This is a genomic window from Spirosoma profusum, from assembly GCF_014699005.1.
Classification (GTDB): domain Bacteria; phylum Bacteroidota; class Bacteroidia; order Cytophagales; family Spirosomataceae; genus Spirosoma; species Spirosoma profusum.
The window spans coordinates 26,998-45,884 of record NZ_JACWZY010000045.1 but is presented as its reverse complement, the minus strand read 5'-3'; the positions used below and the strand labels follow the sequence as shown (position 1 = coordinate 45,884).

The following is an 18,887-nucleotide window of genomic DNA, read 5'->3' as shown; positions in this document are numbered from 1 at the left end:
ACAGAGCCGTTAAGCCCCGTACTGCCGATGGTACTGCTGTCAAAGGTGGGAGAGTAGGTAGGTGCCACCGTTGATCTTGAAGTAGAAACAAGGTCGTTGATGTGTATCAACGACCTTTTCTGCTTTATGAGCCGGGCAACTGAGTAGAGAAGCGAGATTTTGGGATCAATACCAAAAGTTGTGGAGGGCATTGCATTTTTCTAGGTTTGTGGTTTCACCAAAGGCTAGTTTGTTTTGGGGAGTATCTTACTCCTCGTTCAGTTTCTATTGCCCGAGTTTATTCTAGAGAATTTCGAATTGATCTCCATCAACCGCGGATGGTGTCTTCCAGATGCATATCGAGTAAAAAAATGTCGACCAACATGACCTGGAACGGAAAACCTGCTCTTCAAAGGCTTTTTCACCACGATCATCACCCAGGACTTTCCCATCCGTGGCCATCGGATTTTCCTGCATATCAGAAGCCGTCGGTGGCTCAATACCAAAACTGGAAAAGTCGTGTATCGAGACTGGGCAGAAGTAGGAAACGGGACGCGGCTAATCAATAAGTTCCCCGCTTTTTTAAATGACATTAGTCGATACCAACCCGACTAGTATCCGATCTATCGGCGGGTTTTATTGGGTTGATGGCTGAGCATCATTGCGTCAATACCGTGATTTTCAAAGTGGATTTGCCGATTGGGATCAAAAGTTGCATACTGCACAATGGCTGATCTATCCTCATAATTTAGGTCCACAGTTGTCGATTTATTAGACCTTCCTGTCTAATGGAGAGTTGTATAAGATTCTGACTAATAAAGGCTGAAAATGGAGTATCGTGGCTATTATGGCTGGTACCAAGGCCCAGACAATCATTGTTATTCTGCGTAGGATTCCCCAAAAGCTTCGCAAAAATTCACGGAGATTACCCTAGATATGGTGGGTAATATGGCCCTGATCGCAAAAAATGTTATTCCCAGGCTACCCAATTTACCGACCGGTTCCATGTGCACCAATTAGCATTGGTGGCTGTTCAAGAGATGCGCGTCAACTATCGCAGGAGGCTCTGGAAGCGGAAAACGACGCCTTGGAGCAGCCCCGTACGAATAGGTCTTGTCTTAAAAGAACATGATCTTTTTTATAAAATTAGTATAGTGCCTCACTTTGACTCTGTATTAATTCCATGCGGGCATATTAGAGTTAATAATTGAGTTAATATGCTAGCAGTTTTTAAACGACCCAATTTAGAAGGAACTATATAAAGCTTCTATTGCCCTGCAACAAAGCCATTTTGAGAATACGTAAGAACAGGTGTAGAGCCGATTTGATTGAAAGCAAAACAGCCAGACCATCTCTGATCTAGCTGTCATTGTGAGTTACAGGAGGGTACCTGAACCCTATTTTTGTACTAGTCGAATTACCTGACGTTCTGCCGCTGTGCGCACTTCCAGCAGAAGTACACCCGCCCATCGATCAACCAGCAAACGAAGGTGCTCCGTCTCACCCGCCCGCTCGATTCGTTTTTCCGCTAACGGGTGACCTTGTAGATCCACCAACTGCACGACTACCAACTGACCTGTAATACCACTGATTTCGAGGTCCACCTCTGGACCCGTTACTGGATTACCCAGCACCTTCACCTGCAAACCCATACCGGCTTCGGATACATCCTGCCGCGCAGGCGTACTACAAGCTGCTAACCAGTTATACTCGTAACAGGCGATAGCCCCCTGAGCCGAGCAGTTGCCCGTCGTACCCGTCACGGAATACGGACCAGCGGTATTCACAACAATCGACGTAGTACTTTCTCCCGTAGACCAAAGGTACGTAGTGGCACCACTGGCCGTAAGCGTAGCACTCTGCCCGTATGCAATCGTCAGCGACGGTGCGGCACTAATACTCACCGAAGGCACCAAGTTATCCTGCGTGACTTGGGCGGGGGCCGTAGCCTTGCAGCCATTTCCTCCCGTTAATGTTACGGAATACGGTTCTGCAACCGTGGCTGAAATCGAGGACGTAGTAGCCCCGGTGCTCCAGACAAACGTACCACTACCTATTGCACTCAAACTCACTGAAGAGGTCGTACAACTCAACGTAGCACTCGACGGACTGATACTGACCGAGGGTAATGAATTATCCTGAAAGACCTGAATCGAAGCCGCGACAGTGCAGCCATTAGTCGAGGTTACTGCTACTGAATACGTACCTGAGTTGGTGACGCTACATACGGCGTTGGTGGAGTTATTATCCCAGCGATACGTTCCTCCACCCGTAGCTGTCAAATTCAGTGCGGTCAACGTAGCACTAGCCGGGACAAGAATGTTGGCCGTGGGAGGAGTAGTATTCTATTGATGACCTGAGAATCAACCGCCGTACAGCCATTGGGGGAAGTTACCGTCACCGAGTAAGTACCGGAAGCCGTAACGCTACGCACCGCATCCGTAGTGTTATTATCCCAGCGATACGTCCCCACCGGTAGCCGTCAGGCTTATACTCGGCGTGCTACAGGTGAGTGCCGTGCTGGCTGGGGTAAGGATAGTGGCAGTCGGCTGTTGGTTTACCGTCAGGGTAAAGATGGTACTGGTGTAGCTACATACTCCGCCCGTCACTACCACCGAGCAGATACCGGCGTCGGCCGTGATAGTTGAGGGAATCGACAGGGTAGCGGCCGTCTGACTCGCCACTGGGGTGGTGCCTTTATACCACTGGTAGCTGCCGAAGGTACCCGTCGTACTGACGTAAGCGGTGACGGTGGTGCACGCACACACCGCTGAGCTGGCAACGGGTTGTCCGGTTATGCCAGTAGTACAGTTGCCAAACACATAGGCTGCACCCGTATTGGTATTTTTATCAGGAGCTCCCACAATGGCATAGTCCCCCGAAATCGATACGCTGGTTCCAAAGTATTCGCCACTGGCCCCGTCGGATGCGGTGAGTTTAGCTTGCTGGACCCAATTCTCCCCTGAGCGAATAAAGACATAAGCGGTATTATCGTTTTTCCGAAAGGCCCCTACGATAGCATAATTCCCCGAAATCGATACGCTGTGGCCAAATTGGTCACCCGTTGCTGGGCCGGATGCAGCCGCATTAATAATCTGATTCCAGTTTTGGGCAGTATCGGGTAGGCTAATGGTCGTCAGCAGCAGGCTACACACAAGCAGGTATGGCCTTAGGGATTGAGTAGAAAGGTGCTTTATCAATGAATAATTAATGGTTTAACCGAATTTTTAACTCAGCGAATTAGTACTCCTAACTGGCATGCTCATTGCTAGTTGTCTTGGTGATACAGGAAGCGACATCAGGCGACATCGTGATAGGTTCATTTTAGACTTACTGACTATAAAGTTGATTTTTTATTAAAATAGAATCGCAATAGTTTATTTTTTAGAAAAAATGAAAATATATTGTCTTTGCCCGCTAAAGGTCTGAACTTGTCAAGTAGAGTACTGTCTATCCCGTCTCAAAAACTGTCATACTTTCCCAGATAAGCCATTGGAGGCCGAAAAGTCGTTTTTTTGAATATGCCTTGTCACGTATGACTCTATAATTTGTTAATGATTTTACCGGTTTGATTGTACATTTAAGGTCAGCTAGTCGGTTACATCTAGTTAATTTCTCTTTTTAATTGCTCAACATAATCAGACCTGGTATGGGCCTGTATAACAAATCACAGTACTGTCTTTTTCTAGTATTAAGCTGGTGTTTAAACCTACCTGGTAATTCTTCCTTAGCCCAGTCTTCTTCGTTACCCCCACCCAGGGTAATTAATGATCGGCAAGGGTTACCACAGGCTTATATAACAGGCATCGTTCAGGATCAGCAGGGGTTTATGTGGATCGCTTCCCGCGACGGGCTTTGCCGATATGACGGCCGGACATTTCGAATTTTCAGACCATCATCTACCGGCAAACCATCGCTTTCCTTTCCCGGCTTAATCAGACTGGTCCTGGACCGTCACGGTATGATCTGGATTGTGAGCGAACGAGGGGATCTGGATCGATTTGACCCACGTACCGAAACGTTTACCAACGTCTCGCAACTACCTGCCTATAAAAAAGTATTCCAGCAACCTGGGACTATCTGGCTGGACCGACAGGATCGACTCTGGATTGCTCTCGTTGATCAGGGAGTAGGCTTTTATAATGCACGCACTGGTCGGGGTCAGCTTTATCGTCATCAGAAAGATCAACCTGATGGGTTGCCCGATAACGAGGGAATCGGTTTTGCCGAAGATAACCAGGGTCGTTGCTGGGTCGCTACTAGGCTAGGGCTTACCTATTTTGATGAAGCACAGCAGCGTTTTGTGGTACCTACTTTTCCGGTCCCTCATGACGACTTAAACGGCTTCTACCGAACTCCGGATGGGCAGTTTCTGATTGGCACCAGCAAGCATTTGATCCGGCTCAATCCGCTCACTGGCCAAACGCAGCGGTATCCCCTTCCCCGATTGCAGTACATATGGAATCAAATGCATTTCACGGTCGATAGCAAAGGCGTAATCTATTTTCTGCGAGAAGGCCGATTGTATCAATACACCACCAGGGAAGGCCCTCGGTTACTTAGCACTCCTACTACGAACTCTCGTACAGAGGAGGGACGAAGTTTGTGGTTGGATCGCTCAGATGTACTTTGGGTAGGGACCAATGGAGGAGGTATCCAAACGTATGATTTGAGAGGGAACCCTTTTCAAACGGAACCTTATCAGGTTTCCTTCCATGTTGATTTGCTTCGGCGTTGGTTAGGTGTTCAGCAGCCCCTGCCACAATCCTACCTCACTAATCGCACTAGTTATGACTTTCGGTACACTGTCGATCAACAACATAAATTCTGGTTTAACGTATCAAGTGAACCCTTTCAACGGCTAGACCTAGTCAGTGGCCAGTTAACGTCCATTCCAGCACCAGTGAGGCCGAAATGGTCTAGCCCTTATCCAATGGCTACCGATCCAGCCGGGCAGGTATGGGTGTCACATGATTCGTTAGCCTGGCATTACCAGCCAGAGACGAATAAATGGGTTCCGTTTGCGCATAAGATACATATGCCCGATTTGAGCGTTCAACTAGACCTGGTCGTCGATCAGCAGGCGCTCTGGATAGCTAGTTTAGGCAAGGGGTTGGTTCGGGTTGACCGACGGACGGGAGAGCATCGGCGATTTACCCATGTGGTTGCTGATCCGGCGTCGATTAGCAGTAATCATATATATTGTTTGTCAGCCGATCCGACCGACCCTAATCGCTTATGGATAGGTACGTTTGGTGGAGGACTCTGCGCCTTTGACAAACGTACCGGCCAATGTCGGCGTTTTACGGAAGCTGATGGGCTTCCCAATGATGTAATTTACTCCGCCATTCCTGATCAACAAGGGTATCTCTGGATGGGAACCAACAAAGGGCTGGTACGTATGCATCGGAAAACATTTCAGTTGCGCACCTACACCCATGAGGATGGGTTACTGGCCGACGAGTTCAATCGCTTTCATTTTTTGCACCTGCCACGTCGCGGAACAGTTGACGAACAAATTTATATGGGAGGGCTGGAAGGTATCACGGCTTTTTCACCACGCCAGATTCACGATGATACGTTCTCACCTACCGTTGAAATCACTCAGATTCAGATTAATAACCACCCACTGTCGCTGAGCAGTCCTGGTGATTCAGCTACCGTACCTTACCAGCCTGTACAGGTTTTACAAAAGCTAGATCTGCCTTATAACCAAAATTTCTTAACGGTTCAATTCGCGGTAGCACAGTATAACAAACCCGAAAAGAACCGATTTCGATATCAGTTAGAAGGGCTTACCGACCAATGGGTTGAGACGAGTCAGCCACAAGCCATCTATACGAATCTAAGTCCCGGCCATTACGTTCTTAAGCTTAATGCAACCAATACGTCAGGCCAATGGAGCCCGCACATACGTACCTTGTCAGTACGTATACATCCGCCTTTCTGGGCAACCTGGTGGGCGTATACCCTATACGGATTCATCGTTTTTGGCATAGCCTACGTAGTACTACGTTCGTACACCAACCGATTACGCTTACAGCAGAGAATTGCTCTCCAGCAACAAAATCTGGCTTTTCAGGAACGGGAGACGCAGCAGTTGCGGAGGATTGATGAGATGAAAACCCGTTTTTTCTCGAACGTAACGCACGAGTTCAGAACCCCGTTGGCGCTGATTTTAACGCCTGCTCAGCAGTTAAAACAAAAATACGTCGACACCGACGATCAGCGACGACTAGGCGTTATCGAACGTAACGCCTATCAGCTCCTGGAACTCATTAACCAACTGCTCGATCTATCGAAACTGGAAGCGAACGCCATGCCGGTTCAGAAGTCGGTCGGTAATTTGAGCGAGTTTATCGATGAGACAGTACGTTCGTTTGGGGAAGAGGCCGAACGGTTACGTATTAGACTAAGCTATCAGCCGCAGCTCACGGGCGATTTTTTGTTTGATCGGGCTAAGCTGGAACGTATCATCTATAATCTGGTATCCAATGCGATAAAGTTTAGTCGAGCGGATGATCGTGTGACTGTTACGTTACAGGAAGCAACTGACGGTTTCGTACAGATCATAGTGGCTGATACTGGGATTGGTATTGCTGCTGAACAATTACCCTTTATTTTCAATCGCTTCTATCAGGCTGATGACTCCCCAACCCGTTCGCAGGAAGGAACTGGTATCGGTCTGGCCCTGGTAAAAGAACTCGTCGAAGTACAGGCTGGTACCGTTTCGGTCGATAGCGAGCCTGGCGTAGGAACGACCTTTACAGTTCGGCTTCCATATCAACTGGCCTTCCGTGAGGAAGTGGTACCAAAGCCTATTGACGACAATCAGGGGAGCCAACAACTTGATACGTCGCAACCAACTGCCGAATCTCCACTCATCCTGCTGGTGGAAGATAATACTGATCTGGCCGAATTTATTATCCAGAGTTTACCCACCTGGTACCAGGTTGTTCGGGCAAGCGACGGCGCACAGGGGCTCGAAATAGCGATTGAGCGCATACCCGATTTGGTTCTTAGTGACGTACTGATGCCTGTTATGGATGGGTACACACTCTGCGAGAAGCTGAAGACGGACCCCCACACCAGCCATATACCCGTGGTTTTACTGACGGCAAAAAGTACGCTGGAAAATCGGGTGAACGGGCTAAGGCTCGGGGCCGATGATTACATTACGAAGCCTTTCCATCTGGCCGAGCTTCAGCTTCGAATTCGGAATTTGCTTGATAGCAGGCGCCAGTTGCGCGACTGGGTACGGCAAAGTCTAGCTGAGCCAGATAAGATTCTATCGGATCACGAGCTGGCCCAATCCGACTCCTTCCTGATCCAATTTTATAGCATTCTGAATGAACATCTTGACGATTCAGAATTTGGGATTAACCAACTGTCTCGTGAGATCGGCATGAGTCGGGCTAGCCTGTATCGTAAGCTTGAAGCGATATCGGGTTTAGGAGTTAGTGAATTGATTCAAAACTACCGATTGAAGCGGTCGACAGAATACTTACGACAGGGCCAAACGATAACGGCAACGGCTTATTTAGTTGGTTTTTCGAATGCATCCTATTTCTCCCAGTGTTTTCGTAAGCTATACCAGCTCACCCCTTCCGAGTTCATGAGCCAGCGTCACCAAATAAATTAATACGTTCTTGCCAGACCTCAAATAAAAAGCCAACATAGCCGTATTTCTTTTCCGCCCAGATTCCGAATTTGCTTGCTGACGAAATACAGGAAAAATCGAGAAAGCTAGCTTTCATTTGTAGAGAATAACTTCTGAACTGGCAGGATCGTCCTGGCGAGGCTCCCGCCCCACCTCGATCAACAACTTTACCAACTTTGTTTGCAACTCGGTATCTACCTGGTCAATATACTGAGTGGCAACCATGAAGACGTAATTTTCCAGAAGGGTATCAAACGGTTGAGTCTTGTCAGCCATTAATATTAGAATTTAGTCATCAGATACGTTGATAACGGGTGCATTTAGTCCTTCAAAAGTCGGAATTCATCAGGAAATACAGTGTTGATTTTATCTCAAAAATTGTTAATTCTGTCTCAAATAAGCCATTAAACCCCAAATTTTGGCTTCAGGTGGTGCTAGAAACTACCAGAAAGCTCAAGGGGTAGAAACTGCCAATCTAACCTTCTGGATTTATGGTCAGCACGATGCAATGGGCGTAGCACCCTTTGGTATCGATGCTACGTCGGCGGAGCAGGACCCATTTGCCAAAACCTTTGCGGCATTAGCGCAGGTGCAGGATTTGATTCTTCAATACCAGGGCAAAGGCACCATGGCGGGCATCTTTGTTGACACAACGTCTAAGTCGCAAACTGTTACGTTAAACGGCTATACCGTGAAAGCGGATTTGGTAGTTCCCCGACGATTTCCCGGTGCTACGTTGGCGGGCGGGCTTGTGTTTGGTATCGGCCCCGACGAATTTCTGGCGGTAGGCAAAGACTATGAACTCACATTTACGCCGGTAAAACATGATTCTCAGCAATCGCACGTGGATGTCGCTTATATGGATGAAGGCAACTTTGTGGGTGGCAAATGGATAACTATCCGACGACTTAATGGAGACGAAGGCACGGGTGGAGGAAGCATCGGTAGCTTTGCCATTAAAAACAACCGGACCGGAACACTACGTTTTCAAAAAAATGCCGGCGATAACTACAGCATTGTTCGAATAAAGTTTTACCATTACTAGCGGGATAACACTACGTATCACCCGGCACGAATTTATACTATAGATTGTCAGAGCACTACGTTCCTGCCTGCTTATAATGACACTGAATCTTATTATGTCTAAACCACTATTCCTGTAATGAAGCCATTTGACAGACGTTCCTTTCTTCTTGGTACGCTTTCTACAATACCTGCTCTGATGATACGTGAAACATCACTGGCGGGCTCTCGCTTGTGGCTGCCTGCTACGTTCGGGTCACAAGCGGAAACCCTGGAAGCGGAAACCATCTATGGAAGAGTTAGGGGATACCTCTTCAAAGGTGTGGCCATTTTTCGTAACATTCCATACGGCGGCATTACGGAAGGAGATGCGCGGTTTTTGCCGCCAGCCAAGCTTCAAAAATGGACCGGCGTACTCGACACAACCGTAGCTGGTCACCGATGTTTTCAAGGATCGGGCAACATCTTTACCTCGAAAGATATTGGTGCGTATTTCAGCGGAGGCCGGTCGGATGCAGCCAGCATTGCCAGCGAAACGAATAGTGAAAACTGCCTGAATTTGAACGTATCAACGCCTGCTCTAACGGGCAAACGCCCGGTAATGGTATATATTCATGGCGGTGGGTTTTCCGGAGGTTCCGGCGTGTTGACTGTATTTGCGAATCGTCACGTAGTAGAACAGGACGTAGTGTTAGTGGGCATCAATCACCGGCTAAACGTATTTGGCTATACGTATCTGGGTGGCCTGAGCGAGAAATACGTAGTGGGTAACCCTGGTCAACTGGATTTAGTAGCTGCTCTGGAATGGGTACGGGATAACATCGCCCAATTTGGGGGAGATCCGGGGAACGTAATGATTTTTGGCGAATCGGGGGGCGGGGCTAAAATTTCGACCTTGCTGGCGATGCCATCGGCAAAAGGACTTTTTCATAAGGCGGCCATACAAAGTGGTAGTCTGATACGAGTGGCCAATGCAGAAGACGCTACCAGGAGTGCCAGAGACCTTATGCGCAAACTCGGTTTGAGTAAAGTTGAGGATTTGGTTAAGGTGCCAGCCAGTGACCTGTTTAAAGCTGGTCCAAAAGGACTAGCGGAAGTTGGTCCTGTGGTGGATAGTCATTCCTTGCCAAAGCAAACCTGGGACCCGGTTGCGCCCGCATTAGCGGCAAATATACCCCTGCTGATTGGTAACGATAAAGATGAATCGTCGTTATTTTCCCTGCAAAATGAATCGCTTTTTAGCCTGGACAATACGGGATTACGATCAGCCTTGCTGAAGGTAAACGTGCCTCAGGAACGGGTTGATACGTTGATCGCTTTATACCAAAAAGAGTATCCCAAAGAAAACCCTAGTGATTTATATTTCCGCATCTCGACGGACCGGGGAGCGCGCTGGAACGCTGTTAAACAGGCCGAACGTCAACTGGCTGGTGCCAAATCGCCTGTATTTCTGTACTATTTTCAATGGAATACGCCACTGGTCGATGGCAAGATTCGCTCGTTTCACACGGCCGATTTGCCCTTGACCATGCGACTGGTACGTTATTCTCAGGCTGAGTTGCTCTCCAAACAGCTAAGTGGTGCCTGGGCAGCTTTCGCCCGAACTGGAAATCCCAGTCAGAAGGGGCTTGTCTGGCCGTCTTACACCCTGTCTGAGCGGACAACAATGATCTTTGACCTGCCGCAGAGTAAAGCGATCAAAGATCCCCACAAAGCTGAACGTATCATGCTCCAGGATATACCTTCGGGATCATTACTGTAAGGACTCTAACCGTTCGGAAAACGCCCGCGTCTACGTAGCAGTTGTGCCCCTCCCTGGTCAATCAAGCAATTAATCAACGACCGTCCTTTCATCACTTTAGGAAGGATTTTATTAGGCTACATAACTAAATTTACAGGGTCATGCTGAGTGTTCTTTCTGTCAGGGAAAGATGTGACCAGCCCAATAATTTATTATGAACTTCAGTGACAAAGCTCTGTTCTTTTTTAGCTGCCTTGGGGCCTTCAATGGCTTCATGCTGAGTATTTATTTTTTCTTTTTTACAACTAAAAAACATTTGTCAGGCTATCTGTTAGCTATGCTGCTGCTAGTAGTCAGTATCAGGGTTGGCAAATCAGTTGCTTATTTTTTTGATTACAGTTTGCCAAAAATCTATTTGCAGATCGGTCTCACCGCCTGCTTTTTCATAGGGCCATTTCTGTATTTTTTTATAAAGGCAGAAACAAGCCAGATCCGGAAATTATCCAGCTCCTGGCTCTGGCAGCTTTTTCTGTGGAGTATTGTTATCGTATCGGTGGGAATAATCTATCCTTATGCGGATCATCCGCAACGTTGGAGGGGGGTGATAATTCCGCTAATCTACCTGCATTGGGGGGTGTATGTGGCATTATCCATAGTTTCAGTGATCCCGCTTCTGAAAAAAATAACCAAGCACGAATCCATAAAACCGAATGAAACGTGGGTACTGACGATCTGCGGAGCCATCACCATACTATTCGTGTCTTATGTCTGGGCGATTCTCAATATTACCAAAGGCAGTTACATCAATGGTGCACTTTGGTTTTCCCTGATTATATACCTGGTGATGTTTACACTGTTGTATCGTAAAAAAACAAATGACCTTTTTTCTCCTACCAATAGATATGCAGACAAAAAGCCTGGACAAGAAGACGTTGACCTAATTATTGGGAGACTACAGAAGATCATGACTGAAGAAAAGCTTTTTAAAAATCCGAATCTTAAGGTCAATGACGTTGCCCGGGAGATTAATGTTTCCGGACATTATCTATCCCGTATATTGAATGACAATATTGAAAAGAATTTTACACTTTTTGTGAACGAATACCGGATCAAGGAAGCCTGCACTATACTGTCTCAAACAACAAACCTGACTATAGAAGCGGTAGGTGACGAAGTAGGGTTCAATTCCAAGTCTACTTTCTTTGCTACGTTCAAAAAGATCAAAGGCACTACGCCAAGCGTTTACCAACAGTCCGTTACTCCAGATTTATAAATCCGTACTACTGAATACGGTTTATACGACTTTCATTTTCAGAGCAGTAGATAGTTTTGGCCAACCGAACGTATCATCAACTTCGGACAGCTAAACTATTTCTCATGAAAAGACTGATTTTGTTAATTGGGTTGTTAATCAGCTATATCCCTACATTTTCACAGGACGCGTCCACCGAAAGGCAGTTAATAGAAAATACGATCCAATTGTATTTCGACGGCTGGGCAACCGGCGATACCACGAAGCTGGGTAAAGCGATGCATGCTTCCTGCCATCTGAAGAATTACCGGGATGGAAAATTCATTGACTATCCCCGCAATCAGTATCTCAGCCTGTTTAAACCACACGCAAGGCCCAAAAACCTCAGTACCCGTATTGTGTCGGTTGATATTACGGGTAATATGGGAAGTGCAAAAGTAGAAATCAGTACGGAGCGGGACTTGTTTACCGACTACTTCAATCTGATGAAGACCAATGAAGGCTGGGTAATCGCCGACAAAGTTTCAACCCGGATAGCTCACAGAGTCTTCGATATCAACGCCATACGCCCTGAGAAAGAAACGATTATGGAGGGATTAAAGCGCCCGTGGAGCCTTGCATTTCTAACAGAAGACGAAGCCCTGGTATCGGAGAAAGATGGCGATCTGGTGCGAATCAATTTACTCAATAAAGCAAAAACAAAGATTAGCGGATTTCCCTCCGATATGGCTGATAGTCTGATCGGGTTCGGCGATAATACAGGCAGATTCGAGGTTTTGCTTGATCCCGATTTCAAGAACAATAAATTCATCTATGTTTCTTATGCCGCCCAAAAAGGAAACCTGAGAACGACGAAGATCATCCGGGCCGTACTTGAAAATAATTCGTTACAACACATTAAACCGTTATTTGTAGCAGAGCCTTATACGACGGAGCGATATCATTACGGTGGTGGGATGGTTTTCGGAAAAGATGGCAAACTGTATGTTACGATTGGCGAACGTTTATTCACGGAAAAAGATCAGCCCGCTATTCCGATAGCGCAGAATATACAAGATAAGAGAGGGAAAATTTACCGTATCAATCCTGATGGAACGATCCCTGGTGATAACCCTAATTTTGGCCCCAAAGCCACGCCGGGCTTATATGCGACGGGTATCAGGGCCGCACAAGGTATTACGTTAGATTCCTATACTGGTAACATATGGTTTAGTGAACATGGTACGCACCAGGGCGACGAGATCAATCTGTTGAAAGCCGGGGCCAACTATGGCTGGCCGGTAAAAACAACCGGTAAATACCGTTACCTGGACTATGCTCCTCAACCTGATCCGGCTACGAATTTTACAGATCCTGTTTGGCACTGGCTGCAAACGGTGGCGCCTACCGGTTTACATTTCTACTCAGGTGGCGAATTTGGGGGGTGGAACCGTAACCTGCTTGTCGGAGGATTGTCCAGGGGTAGTTTGTGGCGTATGGTGGTTGACGGCGAACAAATAAAAAGCGTTGAGGAGCTTTTTACTGATAGCCGGGTAAGGATACGTAAAGTGGTGCAAAGCCCTGCTGGAAAATTGTACCTACTTTCTGATGAACTGAACGGGAAACTGATCAGACTTAAAAATACGTCTTTTTGAGATCTATAATTTAGCGTGAATAATGAATTAACCAACATATTGCTGCCGCATGGGGCTTCGACAGGCTCAGCCTGACAAGTCACTTAATTTGTTGACTCAAGCTTACCTGTCAGGCTGAGCCTGTCGAAGCCCCATGCGGCAGCAATGCATTGTAAACGAATTAGTTGAGTTGAATCGCTTCGAAGCTCCTTGCATCAGCAATACATTCACTTGAACATTACTCACGTTCGTTACGTGTTTTTGAGCTTCGGTAAAAAACTGGTGATAATCCCGATCAAGGGTAGAAAGGCGCAAAGATGAAATACATAGCTGACACTGGTGTGGTCGGCTAGTTTGCCCAGTAAGGCCGAACCCAAGCCCCCCATTCCAAACGATAAGCCAAAAAACAACCCTGCAATTAAGCCTACTTTGCCCGGAACTAACTCTTGCGCATAAACCACAATGGCCGAAAAGGCCGACGAGATTATCAGGCCGATACAAATCGACAGCATTGTTGTCCAAAACAGGTTTGCATAAGGAAGCAGTAGAGTGAACGGGGCGGCTCCCAATATCGAAATCCAGATAATATACTTACGACCAAACCGATCCCCTAATGGGCCGCCCGCTACGGTACCAAGTGCAACCGCGGCTAAAAAAATAAACAGGCGAATCTGTGCATCCTGTACGCTCAGACCAAATTTGTCCATCAGAAAGAACGTATAATAACTGCTCATGCCAGCCAGATAAACAAACTTAGAGAAGATTAGTATCAGCAGAATCACCAGCGCAAAAATGACCTGATTGCGACCTGCCAGCGGATGAATCGACGAGCCTAAATTGAGCGTCCTGGGCAAAGCTGCCTGCTGATACCATTTGCCGATGGCCAGCGCTAAAACCCCACCTAGTACTGCTGCCAGGGTGAACCACATGAGTCCATGCTGGCCCAGAGGTACAACGATCAGGGCCGCCAGTAAGGGCCCCAAAGCGCTACCGCTGTTGCCCCCCAATTGGAAAACCGATTGAGCAAGTCCTCGTTTTCCTCCGGATGACAAATAGGCAATCCGGGACGACTCAGGGTGAAAAATGGAGGAGCCAATTCCAATCAGGCTGACGGCCAGTAGAACCCAGCCGAACGACCAGGCCCAAGCTAAGAGCATCACTCCCATGAAGGAAAAGCCCATGCCAGCGGCAATGGAGAAAGGTTTGGGGTGTTTATCTGTGTAGAGGCCAACGAAGGGTTGTAACAAAGAAGCAGTTAACTGATACGTTAGGGTGACTAAACCAATCTGGGAAAAACTCAGGTGAAAATCCGCTTTTAATAGAGGATAAATTGCCGCAATGACGGCTTGCATCATATCATTGAGTAAATGGGCAATACTAGTGGCTATCAGAATTGGGTAAACGGTTCCCTGGGTTTGTCTGGAAACGCCCGGTAGTAACTGACTAATCGATTTATTCATCCTATCATCTGATGTTTAAGCCAAAAAATAATGGCTTAAAATTCGGTTTCATCAATCAGGACTTTTTCAGCATTTCGTTATTCAATGCTTAGAAAAGCGCCTGCTGGAGATCATTCGTATGAGTAAATGTCTGGGTATCAGGTTAGATTTATAAAAACCAACTTTCATCCGAACCGAAGAAGCCTGATACGTATCCATAGAGTTCTGTAGAAGCTATTCTAAGTTGGTATTACTCCACCGTAACCGACTTCGCCAGATTGCGGGGTTGATCGACGTTACGTCCGCGCATCACGGCGATATCGTAGGCAAGTAGCTGAAGGGGCACAACCGACACTAATGGAACCAGCACTTCATGGACTTTCGGAATTTCGATGGTGAAATCGACTATCCCCGGCAGATGCGTATCGCCTTCGGTGGTAATGGCAATAACGCGGCCTTTGCGGGCTTTTACCTCCTGGATGTTCGAGACGATTTTTTCGTAAGACGAATCTTTAGTCGCAATTACGACTACCGGCATGTCTTCATCGATGAGGGCGATGGGGCCGTGTTTCATTTCGGCAGCCGGATAACCTTCAGCATGGATGTAGCTGATTTCTTTCAGTTTCAGCGCTCCTTCCAGCGCAACGGGGAAGTTGAGCCCCCGACCCAGATAAATGAAATTACGGGCGTAGGTGAAGATGTACGCGATTTCCTTGATCTTATCGGCCGCCTGAAGCACTTTTTCAACTTTTGCCGGAATGCTTTCCAACTCAGCCAGTAACTGCCGAAACAACGAATCCGAAATAGTACCTTTTCGCTTGGCAGCAGCCAGAGCCATCAGCGTCAGCACGGTTACCTGCGCCGTAAATGCTTTCGTGCTGGCAACTCCGATTTCGGGGCCCGCGTGTGTGTATGCACCTGCGTCGGTGGCGCGTGCGATAGACGAACCCACTACGTTGCAAACACCGAAAATGGTAGCCCCTTTCGACTTCGCCAGTTCGATAGCTGCCAACGTATCAGCCGTTTCGCCCGATTGTGAAATGGCAATTACAATATCGCCTTCCTTAATAATCGGATTCCGGTAGCGAAATTCAGACGCGTACTCAACCTCAACCGGAATTCGGGCCAGTTCTTCAAAGATATACTCCGCCACCAGCCCCGCGTGCCACGACGTACCACAGCCGATAATGACGATACGTTTCGATTTGGCCAGTTTATCCAGATAATCACGCAGACCACCTAGTTGCAACGTAGCATCATCGGCCTGCACGCGGCCCCGCATGGAATCGGCGATGGAGCGCGGTTGTTCGAAGATTTCCTTCAGCATGAAATGGTCGAAACCGCCTTTTTCGATGGCTTCCAGTTCCAGTTCAATTTTGTGGACGTAGGGCGTCGTGGTCGTATTGTCGAGCGTAACAACTTTTAACGTACCGTCCTTAATGACTGCGATTTCGTAATCGTTCAGGTAAATGACGTCTTTGGTATATTCAACGATGGGTGTAGCGTCGGAGGCTAGAAAAAACTCGTTTTCGCCCACACCAATCACCAATGGCGAGCCTTTACGTGCCGCAATCAGTTGGGTTGGGTCGGCTTCGTTCATAATTACGATAGCGTACGCACCAACTACTTCCTGCAACGCCAGTCGAACAGCGTCTTCCAACGTACCGGCATTCGATGCCCCGGCTTGGTGTTCCCAAATATCCTCGATAAACTGCCCTAGAACTTCAGTATCCGTATCGCTGCTAAACGTATGCCCTTTTTTAAGCAGCGCCTGCTTGATAGCAGCATAGTTCTCGATAATTCCGTTGTGAATAATGGCCAGCTTGCGGTGAAATGAGTAATGTGGGTGCGCATTTACATCGTTTGGCTCACCGTGTGTAGCCCATCGTGTGTGCCCCATACCAATGGTCGCATGCGTTTCTTTCCCATCCAGTTCGTGCTCCAGAGCGGCAACCTTTCCCTTTTTCTTATAAATTTTCAGCCCATGCCCGTTCATCAGTGCTACTCCAGCACTATCGTAACCCCGGTATTCGAGCCGTTTCAATCCCTTTATCACTAATGGACACGCTTCCCGATGCCCAACGTAAGCCACAATACCGCACATAATATGCTGTCTATTAAGTAATTATTTTATTAATCTAAAACCTGTTCGAAATAACTTTCAGGAGCCGTTTTTGTCATGCTGACGCAGGAAGCCTTAAGATGCTTCCTGCGTCAGCATGACAAAGCGCTCATTTTGAACTTGTTTACTAACATTAAACGGCTTCCTGCTTAGTCAACGTAGCAGTAGCTGTCTGGAGGTAAAGTAAACGCAAAAAGCCGGAGATTCCGGCTTTTTGCAACTCGATTTTAAAAAACGATACGTTGTATCCAACTGTTTCAGTTAGAAGTACTATCCAGCCAACTGTGTGTACAGGTTGTAATACCGATTCGTTACGTCCTCATCTTCACCATCGAACTTATGCTCTGGCAGGTCGTTCAGAATGGCGTTCAGGCTTTCGCTCGATTCTTCTTCGGCACGTACTACGGCATCGGCATAAGCTGATCCAATCCGAATAAAACCGTTGAAATCCGCGGTTTTTAGTTCGGCCAGCATTTCATCGTCGATGTCCATCATCCGGGCCTTCTCAATAATGTCGCCTTCAAAACGGTGCTCAAATGAGTTGTTGTAAACCGTGAAAACCGACTTGGTGTCTTTAAACATCGGGTCGTTTTTGTACGTCGTTTTCAGATAAAGCGGAATCAGCGACGTCATCCAGTCGTTGCAGTGAACGATGTCGGGCGCCCAACCTAGCTTTTTAACGGTTTCCAGTACACCCTTGCAGAAGAAAATAGCCCGCTCGTCGTTGTCTTCGTAGAAGCGATTTTCTTTGTCGTGGAAGACGTATTTGCGCTGGAAATAATCCTCGTTGTCAATAAAATACACCTGTAATTTCGCCGTTGGAATAGATGCCACCTTAATAATCAGGGGCTTTTCATCGTCGCCGACGGCAATATTGATACCCGACAGCCTCACTACTTCGTGCAATCGATTTTTGCGCTCGTTAATCAAGCCGAAGCGCGGTACCAGAATCCGGATTTCCATTCCCCGCTCCTGCATGGCCTGCGGTAACTTACGGACAAAGTCAGCAACATCAGACGTTTTCAAAAAAGGATTGATTTCACTTGCGACGTAAAGGATACGTAATTTGCTCATAAGAAGGAGAAGCGTGTGATGCTTAAGAGAACCGAAAAACTTGCAAAATTAAACAAATTTTTCCCATATTTCAATACATTTTCCCGTAAAAAATAGACGAATCGCGTATCATTGCACCCGCAAAAAATAGGAACGTTATGAACCGGTTCGACAAAATAGACGCCGTTCGCCAGTACCTGCACACGCTACGTGCAGAGCAAACTATCGGTTTCGTACCAACGATGGGTGCCCTGCACGAAGGCCACCTGGCACTGGTTGAAGCGGCCCGTCGCGAAAACGACGTAGTGGTGAGCAGTATATTCGTAAACCCCGTCCAATTTAACAATCCCGACGATCTGGCCCGCTACCCCCGCACGCTGGAAGAAGACTGCCAGAAGCTTGAACTAGCCGGTTGCGACGTAGTATTTGCGCCATCGGTAGAAGAGATGTATCCGCAGCCGCCCTTGCTACGTATCCATTTTGGTGAGCTGGAAACCGTACTCGAAGGCGCTTTCCGTCCCGGACATTTCAATGGAGTTGGCATCGTGGTATCCAAACTATTCAATATTATACAACCTGACCGGGCTTATTTCGGTCAAAAGGATTTGCAGCAGGTAGCCGTGATACGTCGACTGGTTCAGGATTTGAGCTTTCAGGTTGAATTGATACGTTGCCCAACGCTACGTGAAGATGACGGACTGGCGATGTCGTCACGGAACCGCAACCTCACACCCGACGAGCGACAACAAGCACCGGCCCTGTTTCAGGCGTTGACAATGGCGCGCGATTTATTGTTAGAAGGACAGGACGTAGTACAGGCCAAAGCTGCCGTCATAAACTTTTTTACTAGCCGCCTGGAGTTTCGACTTGAGTATGTCGACGTAGTGAATGCTGATACGTTACACTCGGCTCAGGAAATGCTGGCCCCAGGTCAAACCGCCATTTGTTTGGCTGCTCACCTGGGAAAGGTAAGACTGATTGATAATCTGGTGTTTTGAGTAATTT

General features: G+C 47.4%; 14 protein-coding genes. 7 read left to right on the top strand and 7 right to left on the bottom strand.

Annotation, left to right across the window (positions count from 1 at the left end):
* A partial coding sequence (locus IC229_RS35525) for a hypothetical protein (RefSeq protein ID WP_223834299.1) occupies positions 1-191 on the bottom strand: 191 nt, incomplete at its 3' end.
* Positions 192-381: 190 nt separating this feature from the next.
* Between IC229_RS35525 and IC229_RS36330 the strand changes: the two genes are divergently transcribed.
* Positions 382-594 carry an ISAon1 family transposase N-terminal region protein gene (locus IC229_RS36330; RefSeq protein ID WP_449451366.1) on the top strand — a complete coding sequence of 71 codons (213 nt, stop codon included), beginning with the start codon at positions 382-384 and terminating at the stop codon, positions 592-594.
* Positions 595-1,376: 782 nt separating this feature from the next.
* Here the strand turns inward: IC229_RS36330 and IC229_RS31225 are convergent.
* Positions 1,377-2,276, bottom strand: coding sequence for a hypothetical protein (locus tag IC229_RS31225; protein ID WP_190892279.1), 900 nt, complete (start codon positions 2,274-2,276; stop codon positions 1,377-1,379).
* Positions 2,277-2,429: 153 nt separating this feature from the next.
* On the bottom strand, positions 2,430-3,134 hold the full coding sequence (locus IC229_RS35965) for an FG-GAP repeat protein (RefSeq protein ID WP_317171672.1): 705 nt from the start codon (positions 3,132-3,134) through the stop codon (positions 2,430-2,432).
* Positions 3,135-3,628: 494 nt separating this feature from the next.
* Here IC229_RS35965 and IC229_RS31215 point away from each other — a divergent pair, with 494 nt between their 5' ends.
* Positions 3,629-7,621, top strand: coding sequence for an ATP-binding protein (locus tag IC229_RS31215; protein ID WP_394355992.1), 3,993 nt, complete (start codon positions 3,629-3,631; stop codon positions 7,619-7,621).
* A gap of 111 nt (positions 7,622-7,732) precedes the next feature.
* On the opposite strand, the gene IC229_RS31210 is transcribed toward IC229_RS31215, so the two are convergent.
* The gene (locus IC229_RS31210; protein ID WP_190892276.1) at positions 7,733-7,915 is read right to left on the bottom strand and encodes a hypothetical protein; all 183 of its coding nucleotides are present in this window, start codon (positions 7,913-7,915) and stop codon (positions 7,733-7,735) included.
* Between the two features lie 142 nt (positions 7,916-8,057).
* On the opposite strand from IC229_RS31210, the gene IC229_RS31205 reads away from it, so the two are divergent.
* The 4 genes from IC229_RS31205 to IC229_RS31190 all read left to right on the top strand — a co-directional run bounded on the left by IC229_RS31205 (position 8,058) and on the right by IC229_RS31190 (position 13,289).
* Entirely contained in the window at positions 8,058-8,684 is a 627-nt protein-coding gene (locus IC229_RS31205) for a DUF5597 domain-containing protein (protein ID WP_190892274.1), read from the top strand.
* A 177-nt stretch (positions 8,685-8,861) separates the two neighbouring features.
* Complete coding sequence (locus IC229_RS31200; RefSeq protein WP_190892272.1) at positions 8,862-10,424, top strand: carboxylesterase/lipase family protein; 1,563 nt, start codon at positions 8,862-8,864, stop codon at positions 10,422-10,424.
* A gap of 193 nt (positions 10,425-10,617) precedes the next feature.
* Positions 10,618-11,676, top strand: a complete 1,059-nt coding sequence (locus tag IC229_RS31195) for a helix-turn-helix domain-containing protein (protein ID WP_190892271.1) — start codon at positions 10,618-10,620, stop codon at positions 11,674-11,676.
* A gap of 104 nt (positions 11,677-11,780) precedes the next feature.
* Positions 11,781-13,289 carry a PQQ-dependent sugar dehydrogenase gene (locus IC229_RS31190; protein WP_190892269.1) on the top strand — a complete coding sequence of 503 codons (1,509 nt, stop codon included), beginning with the start codon at positions 11,781-11,783 and terminating at the stop codon, positions 13,287-13,289.
* 230 nt (positions 13,290-13,519) lie between these two features.
* Here IC229_RS31190 and IC229_RS31185 read toward each other — a convergent pair whose 3' ends face one another.
* The 3 genes from IC229_RS31185 to IC229_RS31175 all read right to left on the bottom strand — a co-directional run bounded on the left by IC229_RS31185 (position 13,520) and on the right by IC229_RS31175 (position 17,903).
* Complete coding sequence (locus IC229_RS31185) at positions 13,520-14,728, bottom strand: MFS transporter (protein ID WP_190892268.1); 1,209 nt, start codon at positions 14,726-14,728, stop codon at positions 13,520-13,522.
* Positions 14,729-14,957: 229 nt separating this feature from the next.
* A complete protein-coding gene (gene glmS / locus IC229_RS31180; RefSeq protein WP_190892267.1) occupies positions 14,958-16,811 on the bottom strand; it encodes a glutamine--fructose-6-phosphate transaminase (isomerizing) in 1,854 nt (617 codons plus the stop codon).
* Positions 16,812-17,099: 288 nt separating this feature from the next.
* A complete protein-coding gene (locus IC229_RS31175; protein ID WP_190892266.1) occupies positions 17,100-17,903 on the bottom strand; it encodes a glycogen/starch synthase in 804 nt (267 codons plus the stop codon).
* 137 nt (positions 17,904-18,040) lie between these two features.
* Here IC229_RS31175 and panC point away from each other — a divergent pair, with 137 nt between their 5' ends.
* Positions 18,041-18,880 (top strand): pantoate--beta-alanine ligase, encoded by an 840-nt coding sequence (gene panC / locus IC229_RS31170; RefSeq protein ID WP_190892265.1) that lies wholly within the window; start codon positions 18,041-18,043, stop codon positions 18,878-18,880.
* The last annotated feature ends 7 nt before the right edge of the window (positions 18,881-18,887 follow it).